Consider the following 15926-nt stretch of genomic DNA (forward strand, 5'->3'; position numbering starts at 1 on the left):
TCTCTTTTAAAAAGACCGGTACAATGCTGGTCTTTTTTGTCATGCATTTCCCTTTCCCCATCTCCCGCAATCGTTTACAATGGAAGATATCAGTAAGAAAAAGACTAGGGGTGGCTGTTCAAGCAGTCTGAGAAAAAGGGCCTGTCCTTTTACCCTCGAACCTGATCTGGTTTGTACCAGCGTAGGAAAGTCGATGTATCCTGAAGCTCAGGCCGTATTCCATCGACACCGGAATACGGCCTTTTCTTTTAGCTCTTTTCAGATAGATTGTTGTTTATTCCGCTGCAGGTTGACGCTTTCCGCGGGCATTGCTTCAGCCTCCTCGGAAAGATCACCTGCGGGGTCTTCAGCTAATGCTATTCCCGCTGGAGTCGCAACCCTTCGCTCCTTAGGTAATATTGGAAAAGCAGCAGTCTATCCGTAAACAGCTTTTCTTTTTCATACTAATTGGACCCTATTAAGGGTTTACCCTACTCAGGAAAGGCGGTTTTACAGAATGAAAGATTTCTCCCTCTATGTCATTACCGGAGAACAGTTTCACCCAGATCGTGACATGATCTCCGTTATGGAAGATGCAATTCTCGGCGGCGCGGACATCATTCAGCTCCGCGACAAAACCGGAAGCAAACGGGATGTACTCGAAAAAGCCCGTGCCCTTCGTGAACTTACGCGAAAGCATAACGTCACTTTTATCGTAAACGATCATATCGACGTTGCCCTGACTGTCGATGCAGACGGCATCCACCTTGGGCAGGATGACCTCCCCCTTGAAGACGCCCGCCGCATCATGGGACCTGATAAAATCATCGGAATTTCCACTCACCACATCGGTGAAGCGAGAGCTGCAGAAGCAGGAGGTGCCGACTATATCGGTGTTGGCCCTGTCTTCCCGACTAAAAGCAAAACCGACGTGGTCGATCCCGTTACTACCGGTTACGTCCGGCAGGTGGCCGAAGAGATCCGCATCCCGTTTGTAGCCATCGGGGGAATCAAGCTGCACAACGTGGACGAGGTCATTGACGCCGGAGCTTCGCGCATCTGTGCCATCAGTGAAATCGTCGGTGCAATGGATATACAGGACGTGTGCCGCCGGTTTCTCTCACGAATTCCGGTGAAGGAGGGAAAATAATGAAGCTGACCGTTAACGGCGAGGAGCATGATATCACCGCCCGCAATGTCTCGGAAGTTGTTGCCCACTTCAACCTGGAACCAAAGCTGGTCGTCGCTGAAGTGGACGGACAGATTCTGGACCGGGCGGACTGGGAAGATGCCGCTGTAAAAGACGGATCAAAGATTGAACTGGTCCAGTTTATCGGAGGAGGATGACACCATGAAACACAAAAACCTTACTATTGGCGGCCGGGAGCTGCGTTCGCGCTTTTTCCTGGGAACCGGCCGGTACCCTAACCCCTATATCCAGAACGAAGTAATCCGGGTTTCAGAGGCAGATGTACTGACGTTTGCCATCCGCCGGGTGAATCTTGAGGCTCCCGGAGAGGACGCCATCCTCCAGCACCTGGAAGAGGATCGGAAATTCACCTATCTCCCAAACACATCCGGCGCTTCCAACGCCGATGAAGCGGTACGGATTGCACGTCTGGCAAAAGCATCCGGACTGAGCGACTGGATTAAAGTCGAAATCAGCGCCAATGAAAAAACCCTGCTCCCGGACCCCCTGGAAACACTTAAAGCGACTGAAACCCTTGTAAAGGAAGGATTTACGGTTCTGCCATACACTTCCGATGACCCTGTACTCTGCAAGCGTCTTGAAGAAGCCGGCGCTGCAGCGGTGATGCCGGGCGGTTCTCCAATCGGCACCGGGCTTGGCATCCTGAATCCGTACAATCTCGGACTGATTGTAGAAGATGCAGAAGTTCCGATTATCGTGGACGCAGGGCTCGGCTCAGCTATGGACGTCACCCAGGCGATGGAGCTCGGTGCCGACGGGGTACTTATGAACACTCCTGTAGCCAAAGCAAAGGATCCAGTAAAAATGGCCGGAGCGATGAAAATGGCGATCGATGCAGGTCGTTTAAGCTATGAGGCAGGTCGTATTCCGAAGAAGAAATATGCCACGGCTTCCAGCGGCCTGCCTTCCTTCGTTTCCTACTAATCAGCAGGTCAGGAGGCTTCATATATGAAGAAAAAGCACGTTTTAATAATGGGCGGCGGAATGATCGGGCTTTCCGCCGCCTTTTCCCTGTTAAAGCGGGGACTTGATGTAACCATTCTCGAAAAAAGTATATGCGGCGGACAGGCAACAGGCGCTGCGGCCGGTATGCTCGCTCCTTTTTCCGAAATAAGTGAGGATCCTGATCCCTTTTTCACATTCTGTCTTGAAAGCCTCCGCCGTTTTCCGGAATGGCAGAAAGAAGTGAAACGTGAGTCGGGGATGGATTTTGAGTATACGGAAAGCGGCAGTCTTCATGCGGTTTACCACGAATCGGACCTCCTTGGTCTTGAGAGCCGCATCGGCTGGCAGAAAAGGTTCGGTTCAGAAGCGGAAATCGTTGAAGGGGACCGCCTTCAGCAGCTTGAACCGCTACTGTCCGACGAAGTCATTGCTGCGATCTATTCCCCCGACGAAGCACACGTCTACGCTCCGGAGTGCGCGCAGGCCCTTGAAGAAGCGTGCCGGAAGATGGGAGCTGTAATTGAGGACCGGCTGGAGTCTGTTACGATTCGAAGCTGGTTGAACGAACCGGTCCTCGAAGCAGCCGATGGCCGCCGTTTTTCCGGTGATCATCTCGTCGTTGCTTCCGGTGCCTGGTCCGGCCAGCTGGAGGACACGTTCGGACTCCGCATCCCGGTTTTCCCGATCCGCGGGCAGATCTGTGCCTATGATCGTGAGGGTGCAGATGTGCGCCATATTATTTCCTCCAGTCAGGGTTACCTTGTGCCGAAAGCGAACGGGACCCTCGTAAACGGAGCATCCGAAGACATCAGCGGTTTTGACACCGGCGTGACGGAAAAAGGGATCGCCCGCCTTGTAAACTGGAACTATCGGATGCTTCCATTTTTAAAGGAACGGCAGCCCTTTCATACCTGGGCAGGTCTGAGACCAGCCACGCAGGACGGTTTCCCCCTGCTGGGCCGTCTGGCAGATGCACCTCACGTTATCTTTGCCACCGGTCATTACCGCAACGGCATTCTTCTGAGTCCTGCTACAGGGGAGGCAGTGGCGGATCTGATCGACGGTGCAGGCCTTGAGGATCATTTTCGGAACGCTTTTTTTCCGGAGCGTTTTTCCTAGTAATTTCACTCCGGTCCATATACGAATCCGCCTCTTTCCGATATGATAGAAAGAGAAAATGAGGTGGACGAACGAATGAAACGGAAAAATACAGTCTTTTTTGACCTTCTCTGTTACGTCATTATTCCCTTTACGATCTGGAACTATGGCCGGGAGCCGCTGGGTGACTATTATGCCATTCTTCTCTCCACGGTTCCGGGAATTATTTATACACTCTACCGGTTTATTTCCGAACGGCAGCTGAACCTGCTCGGTCTGTTTATCATTACGAACCTGTCTCTCACAACGCTCGTTAACCTGCTTTCGGGGAGCGCAGAGGCAATGCTCTGGAATCAGGTGTATCTGGGATTTGCCTTTGCATCAGTGTTTCTCGTCTCCATGCTGCTTAAGCGTCCGCTCGGTCTTTATTTTAACGTGGATGTTGCGTACATGCAGGGGCAGGAACGAAGTGAAAGCAAGCGTCTTTACTTTACAAAAGGAATCTTTCGCTGGTTTCAGGTGCTCACCGCCCTCTTCGTACTCCGCGGCGTAGTGGTGAACAGTCTGAAAGCGTGGCTGATCGTCACTTACGGTGTTGACGGCTACGGTCTGATGCTCATCTACATGCAGATCGCCAACTGGACGATGTCGATTCTTATTGGAGGCGGCTTTGCTCTTGCCAACTACAAGGCAATCCAGAAACAGAAAGAGATTGACGGCGGGGACCAGGACGAGCCAGGCGAACAGGAGACCCCGGCTGGGGCAAAAGCGTAAAGAATTTAATCTGATGACAGAAGGCACCCGGCTCCAGAAGCTGAGGTGCCTTTTTCATGGGCTGCGGGCAAATTACTGAACTGCACAATCCTGGTTCCTTACCGGTATTTCCTCCCACCGGCCTCTCCGTCCCCCAATAGAAAACGGAGTCCCAAAACCGGGACTCCGCCTAAACCAAATCGTTTTATTTGTCCCCTCTGAACGACATGCTTAACTTGTATAAACAGTTTTCTTTATTCCTAATTTCCCCATAACAGGAATTTCAACGTTTATTCTTTCATGTAATGAGGGTAAAGGTGAACACAGGAAGCAATTCATTTTATTTTGACTCAGACCGCTTTTAATCCAGCCAGCATGAGCAGACTGTGTTCTTCCAGTAATCCTATCATAAGAAAGGGGTCTTTATTGATGCGCACACGTCTCAGAGAACTGAAGGAAAACCGGAATCTCAGAGTTCAGTGGCACCGTTTCTGTTACTACTGGTACTTTTTAAAAATTCATTACTACGGAACTGATAAGTTTCAGGAAAAAGCAGACATTCAGAAAGAGCTGTGGGAACAGTGGGAACAGGTTCCTGCCCCGGCTAAATCAAAACCTGCCGGTCTCCCGGAAAATCCGGAGGGAACACCTGTCAGACAATTTTACTTAAGAATGAAAACCCGCCTTCAGAATGCCATGAAAAAAGCAGACGCCTGACAGACATAAATATGCAGCAGCCTCCGCGATGGAAGCTGCTGCTTTTTCAGTGTTATCAGCGCTGCACAGGTTCGTCTAGATCCCGTATTTGCGTATTTTATAAAGAAGGCTCTGCCTGGAGATTCCGAGCAGGTCCGCTGCCTGGGCCTGATTGCCGCCGGTCCGGCGAAGCGCTTCCTCGATCGTGGACTGCTCGTAGTTTTCCAGTTCATCAGTCAGTGAAAAATCGTCGCCCAGTGGCGCTCCCGGTGATGACACTGCTTCATTCCCGCCTTTTTCCTCTGGTGACTCCTCTTTACTGCCGGCGTTCTCCCGTACTTCTTTTGGAAAATCCTCAAGTTTCAGGACCGTCCCTTCCGCAAGTACGGCTGCCCGTGCAATGGCATTGTACAGCTCACGGATATTACCGGGCCAGGTGTAGCAGCTGAGCTTTTTCATCAGTCCCGGCTCAAGCTCGTATGAAGTACTGTGTTCCCGGCCGATTTCATCCGTCAGCTGCTCAATAAGAAGCGGCAGATCCTCGGATCGTTCCCTTAAAGAGGGGATATTGATACCGATTATGTTCAGCCTGTAATAAAGATCCTCCCTGAACGTTCCTTCCTGAACCATTTCCCACAGATCCCGGTTCGTTGCGGCGATCAGCCGGACGTCCACCTTTTTCTGGTCACTGCTCCCAAGAGGATAAAAGGTTTTATCCTGGGTTACCTGCAGCAGTTTTGCCTGAAGGCCTGGTGATATCTCGGCAATTTCATCAAGAAACAGTGTTCCTCCGTCTGCCGCTTCAAACTTTCCTTTCTGGGACTTCACTGCACCGGTAAAAGCACCCTTTGCGTATCCGAACAGTTCACTTTCAAGAAGCTGGTCGGGAATGGCGGCACAGTTTACTTCTATATAGGGTTTACCCTTCCGGTCGCTTTCCAGGTGAATCGCCTGGGCACAGCGGCTTTTTCCGGTACCGCTTTCTCCCTGAAGGAGTACGGTAATCGGCTGTCCTGCTACCTTATGAACCATGTCAAAAACCCGCTTCATTTTTTCACTCACACCGGCCATACCATGCAGCTGGCGTTCATCGGCAAATACCTCTCTCAGGTACTCGTTTTCTTCATTCAGTCTCACCCATTCGATCGCCCTGCGGATGACCACCTTGAGCTCGTCCGCTTTAATCGGTTTGGTCAGGTAGTCAAACGCCCCCAGCTTCATGGCCTGAACAGCGTCCTCCACCTCTCCGTAGGCCGTACAGAGAATACAGCAGACCCCCGGGTCACTCTCCTTCCATTCTTCAAGAAGCTTAATGCCTGTTGTATCCGGCAGCAGAATATCGGAAAGAACAATATCAAAATTATCTTCGGAAAACAGACTGCGTGCCGTTTTTCCGTCAGGAGCTTCCTCTACCCGGTACCCTTCTTTTTCAAGCGTCAGCTTCATAAGCCGCCGCAGCTTTTCATTATCTTCTATAAGAAGAATCGACGTGTCCATTATTGAGCCTCCTCTCCCTCTTTATCAAGGGGCAGACGTACCGTAAATTCCGAACCCTTGCCATACTCGCTTTCCACTTCTATGCTGCCTTTATGCTCGTTTATCAGGTCATGTGTAATTGAAAGCCCAAGTCCCGTTCCTTCCTGTTTGGTGGAGAAAAAAGGGTTAAAAATCCGTTTAAGCTTGGAAGCAGGAATTCCTGCGCCGCTGTCATGAAACGAGATCTCAGCATTGCTCCCCTTTTTCCGTACAGTAATGGACAGTACACCCCGATCAACCCTTTCCATTGCTTCAAGGGCGTTCAGAGCCAGATTGAGAAATGCCTGCATTAGCTGGCTGCGGTCGCCGCGTACGATGACACCATCATCCTTATGATAAACCGTGCAGTCAATGTCTGCCCTTTTCATCTGATGGGAAACAAGGCGGGCCACCTCTTCAGTCAGTTCCCCAATATCCACAGTCGTTTCCTCATCTTTATGAGGCTTACTCATTTTAAGAAACCTTTTGACAAGTTCATTGAGGCGCCGTGTCTCTTCCTGAATATCGGCAGAAGCTTCCTGAATCATGCTCACTGCAGGTCCTCTCAGCTGGTACTTCTTCCTCAGTTCCTCTGTCTCTGCCTCAATCAGGTCCCCGGCCATCTGAATTGTGCCAAGAGGGTTTTTGACCTCGTGGGCAAGTCCCGCTGTCATTTGTCCGATCGCCGCCAGATGCTCCGACCTCTGGATGTGCTGCTCCAGCTTTCTGTACTCCGTATGATCCCAGAAGGTTGTCAGCACCCCGATCCGTTCCCCTTTTTCGTCCTGAAGAGGAGTTGAGGATACTTTTATTACAAGCTTCTGCTGTTTATGATTAACGAAGTTGAACTCCTCGCTGTGGTTTCTGAAGGGGCGGCTGCGGCCGCACAGTACTCTGATGTGCCGGCTCAGACTTTTGGATGTAATCGTTTCAACAGGTCTCCCGGTAAGTGATCTCGCGCTGATGTTCAGCAGCTGTGCCCCTTCACGGTTAACGGAAGTGATATAGCCGCTGGAGTCTGTGGTAATAACCCCGTATGGAAAAGAAGAAAGGATCCTCTGGAGAAAGCGTTCCTTTTCCTGCAGATCGTTTGCCATAAACTGCATCGCTTTGGCAAGCGTCCGAATCTCGTCCTTCTCCTTCATTACCTGCAGATGCCAGCTCTCTCCTTCTGCATAGCTCATCGCCTGATCAGTCAGCCGCCTTACAGGGGTTACGATCCACCGTGCAGATACACCGAGCAGAACGAGCCCCGCGAGAAACAGCAGCATCCACCCTGAAGAAAGTACCTGCTGAAGGGTGGCAATCGGGGCTCCGGCCTGTGATTCAGGCTGTATTGTCACTGCGTAAAACGGCAGCCGTTCCACCGGTGCATAACCGGCTACACTGTCTTCCTCAAAAAACTTCCCGCGAAAAGTACCCATTCTCCCCCGGCTCAGAAGATCATATATATTTTCTTCACGGATCGACTCATTTCTGAACCGGTTACCCTTTGTATCGGTAAAAACAGTCCCATCGGATGAAACAAGAAGGTTCCACCCCTCTGATCCTATCGTACTCGTCTGGATGAGGTGATAAAAATAAGAAGGGTTTATCTCCCCTATTATCGCTCCGTTTATTGGTTCATGATCGGCTTCCTGGACAGGTACCGAAATATAAACCCTCACATGACCGCTTTCAGTCGTTACCCCTTTAACGAAGGAAGAACGACGCCACTGCGCTTCTTCAAAAACTTCGGAAACAGCCTGCGGAGCCATGCTGTCCACGGCGTCCGGGCCGGCTGCGGGATCTCCATCAGCATTATAAAGCATCACTTCACTGAATACCGGCTCCCGGAGCGCATGGCTCGACGCCCTCTCTTCAAGCCGTTCCAGATTTCCGTTATTCCGGTAATCAAACACAAACGCTTCCAGCATATCGATCTGATGATCAAATACCTGGCGTGTCTGCAGGGAGAGCGTCTGCGCCGCTACAAATGTCTGGTCGTCTGACTGCTGCTCAAGCGTCTGCTGAGACAGAAAAACAGCAAGCATAAAAATAAGGGTCATCGGAAGCAGAAAGATCCATAACCCTAAGAATATAAATCGTTTTGTAAGCCCCCTCGGCAGTCCAATGGGAAACTTCATAATGTTGGCACTCCAATGTTCCGGCATAAATTATCTTTCAATACGCGCTGTGAAACGCTCTTTGTCTTCTTTTGTCATTTTAGCACGAATAGGACGATCGGTGGGGAAAGATGCCCACTTCCTTTGGAGGGGGATTGAAGTTACAGGAATGAGGTTACGGGATTGAGGAGAGATATATTCGGCTGTCGGACCTTCTACTTATTCATGATTTGCTGTACACTTCACTGCCTTATACATGTAAAAACCCCTGTACGCATGCACGTACAGAGGTCCAGAAACATTTCTGCTATTCTTCATCAATCAGGCCGTGCTCGGCAAGCCATTCCCGGGCCACTTCCGATTCGTTCCGCTGTTCGATGTCCACTTCGTAGTTCAGCTCGGTCATCGTCTGTGTATCGAGATTTTGAGCAAGCGGCGCCAGAAGCTCTTCCAGTTCAGGATGCTCCTCCAGAATTTCATCTCTTATGGAAATTGCGGCATTGTATGCCGGGAAGAAACCTTTATCGTCCTCAAGGTTAACCAGGTCGAAAGCAACGATCCGGCTGTCAGTGGAAAACCCCATAGACACATCCACGTTGCCGTCACGAAGGGCCTGGTAGGTCAGGCCGGAGTCCATCCGGTTCACATTTCCGCTGCCAAATTCGAAGCCGTAGGCCTCTTCCGCACCAGGAAGGCCGTCACTCCGGGAGGCAAATTCCGCATTTGAGGCGAAAGAAAGTTCCCCCGGGTTGGCGTTCACGTAATCAGCAAGATCGGAAATGGATTCTATGCCCATCTCGTCTGCCGCTTCCTGACGCATCATCAGTGTGTAGGTATTGTCCACTTCCGCTCTGTCCAGCCATGTAATGCCGTTCTGCTCGTAGTCGAGTTCCTTTACAAGGTCAAATGCTTCGTCCCCGTCGGAAACAGGATCCTCTCCGAGATAGTTCACAAGCGCGGTTCCCGTATACTCCCAGTAAAGGTCCACCTGCTCGTTAACAAGGGCGTCGCGCACCACTTCACTTCCCATGTTTGTTGCTTCCTCTACGTTATACCCGTTCTCCTGAAGGTAGATGGATGTGATCGTCGCAAGCACAAACTGTTCAGTGAAATTCTTCCCTCCGACAACGAGGTCACCGGCAGACTCCTCTCCGCCGTCTCCCCCGCCGCCACAGGCTGCAAGAGCCATTAGGGATAAAATAGATAATCCTGCTGTCATTTTTTTCATAGGTTTATACCTCCCGGGATTGCTTTGATAAAACCGTGCCGACTGATTAATTAATCAGTTCATTTTCCTCGAGGAACTCGCGTGCAACTTCAGTTTCGTTACGCTGTTCCACGTCCACTTCGTAGTTGAGTTCTGTCATCGTTTCCGTGTCAATCACTTCTGCCAGCGGTGCAAGAAGCTCTTCAAGCTCCGGATGCTCGTCCAGTACTTCATCTCTTACGGAAATCGCCGCGTTGTACGCCGGGAAGAAGGACTGATCATCTTCCAGGTTAACGAGATCAAAGTTTACGATCCGGCTGTCTGTTGAGAAACCCATCGCCACGCTTACATCACCGTCACGAAGCGCCTGATACGTAAGACCGGCATCCATGCGGTTTACATTGTCTGAACCAAAGCTGAATCCGTACGCTTCCTCTGCCCCTGGAAGACCGTCACTCCGAGTGGCAAACTCAGCGTCCGAGGCAAAGTTCAGCTCTCCCGGGTTGTCGTTAACATAGTCCGCCAGATCGGACACACTGCCAATTCCTTTTTCTTCAGCATCATCTTCACGCATCATAAGGGTATACGTATTGTTAAGATCAGCCATATCAAGCCATACAATACCGTTTTCCTCAAGGTCCATTTCCTTTACGATGTCATAGGCTTCTTCCTCTTCGGCAAGCGGCTCCTCGCCAAGGTAGTTCACAAGGGCCGTTCCCGTGTACTCCCAGTAAAGATCGATCTGGTCGTTCACGAGTGCGTCACGGACTACTTCACTGCCCATGTTCGTTGACTCTTCTACTTCATATCCGTTTTCCTCAAGGTAAATGGATGTGATTTTAGCAAGGACAAACTGCTCGGTAAAGTTTTTACCACCTACGTTAATCAGTCCTTTTGAATCCTCTGCTGCGCTGTCGCCGTTACCTCCGCAGGCAGTCAGTCCCACTAAAGCTGCGGTTGATAATACCATTGCTGTTTTTTTCATTATAATTCCCTCCACATGTAATTCATTTTCATTTTTTCTTATCGATTGTCTTATGCCCTCAGACTCCGCGGTACCGCCACTCTTTCAACGACCCGGAGAATCTGATCAAGCAGGATCGCCAGAACTGTTACCGGCACCGCCCCGCTCATGAGGTACTCATTACTGCGTAGCATAATTCCTGTAAAAATAAAGTCGCCGAGTCCGCCTCCGCCTACAAGGTAGGCCAGAGCCGCTGTCCCCACGTTCATGACGATCGCGGTACGAATACCGGCCATGATCGGCATACCTGCATTCGGCAGCTCAACTTTTATGAGCGTCTGCCAGGGAGTAAGCCCCATCCCTTTAGCCGAATCCAGCACTTCGCTCTCAACGGAGTTGATCCCCGCTACCGTGTTCCGGAGAATCGGCAGAATCGAAAATGCCGTCAGCGCAAAAACTGCCGGCTGATAGCCGATGCCAAGATAACTCATGACTATCGCCAAAATGGCAATCGTTGGAATCGTCTGACCGAGATTGGCGGTATTCAGGAAAAACCATTCTGTTTTTCTGAACGCCGGCCGTGTAACAAAAATACCGATTGGTACAGCTATAAGAATCGCAAGCGCCGATGACAGACCCACGAGCATGAGGTGCTGGCGCAGAAGCCTCGTAAATTCATCTGTCTGATTGAACAGAATGTCAAAGTAACCGTTAGTGTACGCCCAGAAAAGAAAGTAAAGAACGAGGATCCAGAAAACCCCTTTAAATCCGAGGGCGATGACTTTGTTTTTATTCAACACGCTCACCTCCCGTTATTTACTTTCAATTGACTGCTGCAGATACTCCTGAATTTCATCCAGTGACAGCAGCCCCTGCGGTTCCCCGGCGTCGTTGGTGACCATAACTTCGTTTTCTTTTTCCGTAAACAGAACCGCAATCGTTTCACGGAGGTTTGTATCAGCGGTTACTTTTGTCACCGCTTCCCCATTTACAGGCTTCAGCTGCTTTTCCTCAAGCAGATCTGAAATTTTATAAAGGCTGAGGCTTTTGATCGCACGGTCGGCACCGACAAATTCATTGACAAAGTCATTTTTAGGATTAGCAAGAATTTCGGTCGGTGTGTCGTACTGCATGAGACTTCCGGACTTGAAAATGGCAATCTGGTCGCCCATTTTAATCGCTTCATCAATGTCATGGGAAACAAACAGAATGGTTTTCTGCACTTCCTTCTGAATCTGAAGAAACTCATTCTGAATCCGGTTTCGGATAATCGGATCCAGGGCACCGAAAGGCTCGTCCATCAGCATTACCGGCGGGTCTGCCGCCATGGCCCGAATAATCCCGACACGCTGCTGCTGACCGCCGGATAATTCGTTCGGGTAACGCTTCCGGTACTCATCAGGTGCAAGCCCGACGAGATCCATAAGATAGTTAAAACGGTCCCGCTGCTTCTTTTTATCCCAGCCTAGCAGGTTCGGTACAACCATTACGTTCTGCTCGATCGTCATGTTCGGGAACAGACCGTTACTCTGGATGACGTAGCCGATCTTGCGCCGCAGCTGAATCTCATTTAATGATCCTGTGTCCTCACCGTTAATGGAAATCGTTCCGCTCGTAAGCGGCACGAGCCGGTTAACCATACGGAGAAGAGTCGTTTTTCCGCACCCGGACGGTCCGAGAAAAACAGCAATATTTCCTTCAGGAACGCTGAAGCTGACGTCGTCAACGGCTTTCACATCCCCGTCATACACTTTCGTTACATTTGAAAACTCTATCATGAAAAACTGCCTCCTCGAATTATGATAATCCTTTCGGTGTTAACCAGCGCTGGAGCAGGCCGAGAACCGAATCAATAACAATCGCAAGAACCGATACTGCGATCGCCCCGACAAGCATCATGTCACGGTTTGTTCTTGAAATCCCCTGGTCAATAATGACACCAAGTCCGCCGGCTCCGATAAAGGCGGCAATCGCTCCAATTCCGATACTCAGTACAATCGCCGTTCGCACACCGGCCATAATAACCGGTACGGCTATCGGCAGTTCGACCGTTTTCAGGCGCTGCCACGTGGTCATCCCGATGCCCTTCGCTGCATCCCTCATTGCCGGATCCACGTTGTTAATGGCCACGTAGGTATTCCGGATAATCGGAAGCTGCGAATAAAGAATAAGGGCAATCAGGGCCGGTAAAAACCCGATTCCGTGCCCGATTGTGGACAAAATCGGAATCATAATTCCAAACAGAGCGATACTCGGAATCGTCATGATAATTGCGGCTACCTGAAGTACAGCTTCAGCCACCTCTTCGTTTGTAGTGAGGTAAATCCCGACCGGTACACCGATCAGAATGGCAATAATCACTGCCAGTCCCACCAGCTGAATATGCTGCATCGTCAGCTGCAGGACAAAATCAATATTGTTAACAAAATACTGCCATGGTCCTCCCAAAACTCGACACCTCCTGTAGAGTCGTGTTTGTTTTTCACGTTTTTTGTCGCCGCTTTTTCTTATTGCAAGACCCGTGCCAACTCGTCTGATCCCTTTAACAGCAGTCTTATAGTGGATTTCGGGCTATCATAAGTGCATACTGCAAATTCTTTTTACGTAAAAAAATTTTAACACCCTGTCAAAATTTTTAGCTGTTTTAGTATCCGCAAACAGGCACACTGTATTCCGTACTTAACTTGAGACAAAAAAAGCCGCCCATGGCAGGCGGTTTTTGTTTAAGTTCTTTTCGAAATGAGGTTACCGGAAAGTGCAGGGCTAAGTCTCCCGGCTGAAGGAATTATTTTCACCTGGCCTTTTCAGCTCTGTCTCTGCCTTATCTGAGAGTGGCCACAGCATCACAATACCCACCGCGATCACTCCGGCACTCAGCTTCCCTGTCATCATTGGTACGATCATTTCCGGCTCAAGGGAAGCTGTAAATCCGAGGTGGCCGCCAAGGACAAACGCACCGCTCACAGCAAACGCACCGCTCATCACCTTGCCGCGGGGATTCATATCCCCCATCGTCTGAAACGCAGGGATCGAGTGGGCGAGAGATGCGAGAAGTCCGGTAAGTCCCGCTGTGTTCACTCCTGTGACCCTGGACACAGGTTTAAGCGCACTTGCGAGAACTTTCTGCAGAAAGTGAACGAACGGAAATGCCCCGGCAAGGGTCAGTGCAATCATACCTACGATCACAAGGGCATCCTCCACAGGTGCGGTCCCCTGAACTACCACGGTCCCGGTCACTGCTTCCACGGCGATGATCCCGGCAAGCACAGTAAGCAAAGCAGTAACGATGCGGCCAAACACGAGAAAACCTTTAACCATAAGCAGAGGAGCAAAAATGAGCCCGGCAATCACCGGGACGACCGCTGCCAGAAGGGGCATCAGATTTTTGAGCAGAAAAGAAGCCTCGAAGCCCGCTGCCGTCCCACCGATCCAGGCCCCCAGAGGTACTGTCACAAGACCCGTCAGGACACCCCGGGCAAAAAACGGCTGATCCGCCTTTTCAATGATCCCCAGGGCAACTGGAATCGTAAATACGAACAGCGGCCCGATAACCGTAGCAAGGATAATCCCTGAAAACAGCGCCGCTTCCTGCGAACCCGCAAGCTCAACTGCGAGGGGGTAGCCGCCCATATCGATGGCAAAAAGAATCCCGGCAAACATAGCCGGGTCTGCACCTGCCCACTCAAAAACAGGTGTGAGGACTGGACGCAGTCCTTCCGCAGCCACCGGGGAAAAACAGATTGCCCCAATCATGGCGAGGGCGAGCGGGCCCATCGCCTGGAATGCCCGCTCAAACGCACCACCATACCCGAACCGGTTTCCCGCCACTCGATCCAGTGCGCCGATTGCCGCAAATACCGCAATCGTCCATAGTACAATTTCATTCAGCCACATTGCTGTCCTCTCCGTTCCTCTATGTATCTAAGTCCCTGAAACTGCCGGCCGCTCCGAAATAACCAGATTCTGAAAAGCTGTATCCGGATTATCAGAGCCGCCTTCGGTAAGGAAGTCTTCGTACGTACCGGTAAAAACAGCTTTTCCCTGGTGCAGAAGTACGAGATGAACAGCGTAAAACTGGAGTTCGTGAAGAGTATGCGTACTTGCAACGACCGTTTTTCCGGGTTCCTCCACCAGTTTCCGGATCCGGTTCATGATCTGCACCCTTGAATGGGGATCCACCCCTGAGGTGGGCTCATCGAACACGTAAAGCTTCCGATCCAGCCGGCACATTACAAATGTCAGAAGCCACCTTCTTTCCCCGACAGACATCTGGCCAAAGGGCCGCTGCCACAGCTCAGCCATCTTCTCTTTCTCTTCATTCGTCATGCATGGTGTAACAAACGGCTCTTTTTTCCTGACCCTGGTCTTACCACTGTGATCGCAGTGGAGCACCAGGCGGACGAGGTCCCGCCCTTTTAACGTCTGGGTAAAGTATACACCCTGCTGCTGATATACGACATCGTTCTGTTTCGGAAGTCCTTCGATCTCCCCTTCCGCTTTCAGCACCCCCGTCAGAATATCAAACAGCGTAGTCTTCCCCGCTCCGTTCAGTCCCGCCACAACATTCAGCCGATCCGGCTTCAGGTGAAAGGAAAGTCCGTTAAGTACCTGTCTGTTCGATTTTGCGTACGAGTAATTTACCTGATTGATTTTCATTCCTCTGCCTCCCTACGTTCTCAGAATCGATGAAGTTAGCGGAACCCGCCGAAGCAGAGCTGCCCCACCGGCAAGATAGACTGTTCCGATCGTCAGAAGGATCCATATAGAAACTTCCGGTGTTCCCGCCTCAACTCCCGGTACGTGCATCGCAATCTGGTACGTGAAATATGCAGGGTTAACAAAGGCAAACGGTATTGACAGAGCGCCTGTAACCACCTGGTTAAACGTAATAAACAGGACGGCAAAGATACTGATACTCATAACCGCACCGAAAGACTGCTGCTGCAGTTTCAGAAGCAGAATCCACGAAAGGGCAAGGGTGGCGGGAATCATCGTGAGCGCCGCAACAGCAGACGCATGAAGAACCACGGCAAAACTGAAGTGACCGAACATCAAACCGGTGACGGCAGCGAGAACAATCGTGTTTGCCAGGAGAAAAACATAACCTGCAAGAATCTGACCGAACACAACAGGCCCCCGGCGACCCGCGATAAACGTAAACATCTTAAAAAACCCGCCCTCTCTAGCCGTGACAAGGTTCATTACCGTCTGCATCCCGGTAATGAACACCTGCACCGTCACAAACATGACAAGAAGCCCTGTAAACGCCGCTTCCGCCGGCGGCTCCGAAAACCAGTGCATATTTGCAGCGATCATATAGAGCAGCGGGAATCCGAGAATAAAAAATACCTGCACCTTCGACGTGAACGCCGTCTTTACAAACAGCAGAAAATACTCGTACGTCTGCCTCGCTCCGTTCATTGCTCAGCCTCCTTTTTTACTGAATGTTTTGGT

General features: G+C 50.7%; 16 protein-coding genes and 1 riboswitch. Of the genes, 6 read left to right on the top strand and 10 right to left on the bottom strand.

All coding sequences use genetic code 11. The features are described 5' to 3' along the window. Window positions 1-96 precede the first annotated feature (96 nt). A riboswitch (TPP riboswitch) is annotated at window positions 97-205 on the top strand. Window positions 206-496: 291 nt separating this feature from the next. The 6 genes from thiE to FGB90_RS17285 all read left to right on the top strand — a co-directional run bounded on the left by thiE (window position 497) and on the right by FGB90_RS17285 (window position 4702). After that, a complete protein-coding gene (gene thiE, locus FGB90_RS17260) occupies window positions 497-1129 on the top strand; it encodes a thiamine phosphate synthase (protein WP_138812112.1) in 633 nt (210 codons plus the stop codon). Then, window positions 1129-1326: a sulfur carrier protein ThiS gene (gene thiS / locus FGB90_RS17265; RefSeq protein WP_138812113.1), complete on the top strand. Its 198-nt coding sequence runs from the start codon at window positions 1129-1131 to the stop codon at window positions 1324-1326. The genes thiE and thiS overlap by 1 nt, the downstream gene beginning before the upstream one ends. Before the next feature lie 4 nt (window positions 1327-1330). Continuing rightward, window positions 1331-2113 (top strand): thiazole synthase, encoded by a 783-nt coding sequence (locus FGB90_RS17270; RefSeq protein WP_138812114.1) that lies wholly within the window; start codon window positions 1331-1333, stop codon window positions 2111-2113. Window positions 2114-2137: 24 nt separating this feature from the next. Further along, window positions 2138-3253, top strand: a complete 1116-nt coding sequence (gene thiO, locus FGB90_RS17275) for a glycine oxidase ThiO (protein WP_138812115.1) — start codon at window positions 2138-2140, stop codon at window positions 3251-3253. 75 nt (window positions 3254-3328) lie between these two features. Beyond that, window positions 3329-4006, top strand: coding sequence for a VC0807 family protein (locus FGB90_RS17280; protein ID WP_210237258.1), 678 nt, complete (start codon window positions 3329-3331; stop codon window positions 4004-4006). A gap of 408 nt (window positions 4007-4414) precedes the next feature. After that, window positions 4415-4702: a hypothetical protein gene (locus FGB90_RS17285; RefSeq protein WP_138812116.1), complete on the top strand. Its 288-nt coding sequence runs from the start codon at window positions 4415-4417 to the stop codon at window positions 4700-4702. Between the two features lie 75 nt (window positions 4703-4777). Here FGB90_RS17285 and FGB90_RS17290 read toward each other — a convergent pair whose 3' ends face one another. The 10 genes from FGB90_RS17290 to FGB90_RS17335 all read right to left on the bottom strand — a co-directional run bounded on the left by FGB90_RS17290 (window position 4778) and on the right by FGB90_RS17335 (window position 15893). Next, window positions 4778-6178 carry a sigma-54-dependent transcriptional regulator gene (locus FGB90_RS17290; protein WP_138812117.1) on the bottom strand — a complete coding sequence of 467 codons (1401 nt, stop codon included), beginning with the start codon at window positions 6176-6178 and terminating at the stop codon, window positions 4778-4780. Next, complete coding sequence (locus tag FGB90_RS17295) at window positions 6178-8322, bottom strand: ATP-binding protein (RefSeq protein WP_171051896.1); 2145 nt, start codon at window positions 8320-8322, stop codon at window positions 6178-6180. Before FGB90_RS17295 ends, FGB90_RS17290 begins: the two co-directional genes overlap by 1 nt. Before the next feature lie 286 nt (window positions 8323-8608). Beyond that, entirely contained in the window at window positions 8609-9529 is a 921-nt protein-coding gene (locus FGB90_RS17300; RefSeq protein ID WP_138812119.1) for a glycine betaine ABC transporter substrate-binding protein, read from the bottom strand. 46 nt (window positions 9530-9575) lie between these two features. Continuing rightward, window positions 9576-10493: an ABC transporter substrate-binding protein gene (locus FGB90_RS17305; RefSeq protein WP_138812120.1), complete on the bottom strand. Its 918-nt coding sequence runs from the start codon at window positions 10491-10493 to the stop codon at window positions 9576-9578. A 50-nt stretch (window positions 10494-10543) separates the two neighbouring features. After that, on the bottom strand, window positions 10544-11269 hold the full coding sequence (locus FGB90_RS17310; protein ID WP_246056232.1) for an ABC transporter permease: 726 nt from the start codon (window positions 11267-11269) through the stop codon (window positions 10544-10546). 15 nt (window positions 11270-11284) lie between these two features. After that, window positions 11285-12250, bottom strand: a complete 966-nt coding sequence (locus FGB90_RS17315; RefSeq protein WP_138812121.1) for an ABC transporter ATP-binding protein — start codon at window positions 12248-12250, stop codon at window positions 11285-11287. Window positions 12251-12269: 19 nt separating this feature from the next. Further along, a complete protein-coding gene (locus FGB90_RS17320) occupies window positions 12270-12920 on the bottom strand; it encodes an ABC transporter permease (protein WP_306419245.1) in 651 nt (216 codons plus the stop codon). A gap of 315 nt (window positions 12921-13235) precedes the next feature. Beyond that, window positions 13236-14366, bottom strand: coding sequence for an ethanolamine utilization protein EutH (locus tag FGB90_RS17325; protein ID WP_138812122.1), 1131 nt, complete (start codon window positions 14364-14366; stop codon window positions 13236-13238). A 27-nt stretch (window positions 14367-14393) separates the two neighbouring features. After that, window positions 14394-15128, bottom strand: coding sequence for an AAA family ATPase (locus FGB90_RS17330; protein WP_138812123.1), 735 nt, complete (start codon window positions 15126-15128; stop codon window positions 14394-14396). Window positions 15129-15140: 12 nt separating this feature from the next. Continuing rightward, window positions 15141-15893: a hypothetical protein gene (locus FGB90_RS17335; RefSeq protein ID WP_138812124.1), complete on the bottom strand. Its 753-nt coding sequence runs from the start codon at window positions 15891-15893 to the stop codon at window positions 15141-15143. Window positions 15894-15926 lie beyond the last annotated feature (33 nt).

Origin of the sequence: Alteribacter natronophilus (assembly GCF_006007885.1) — a bacterium.
In the GTDB taxonomy this organism is placed as follows: Bacteria; Bacillota; Bacilli; order Bacillales; family Salisediminibacteriaceae; genus Alteribacter; species Alteribacter natronophilus.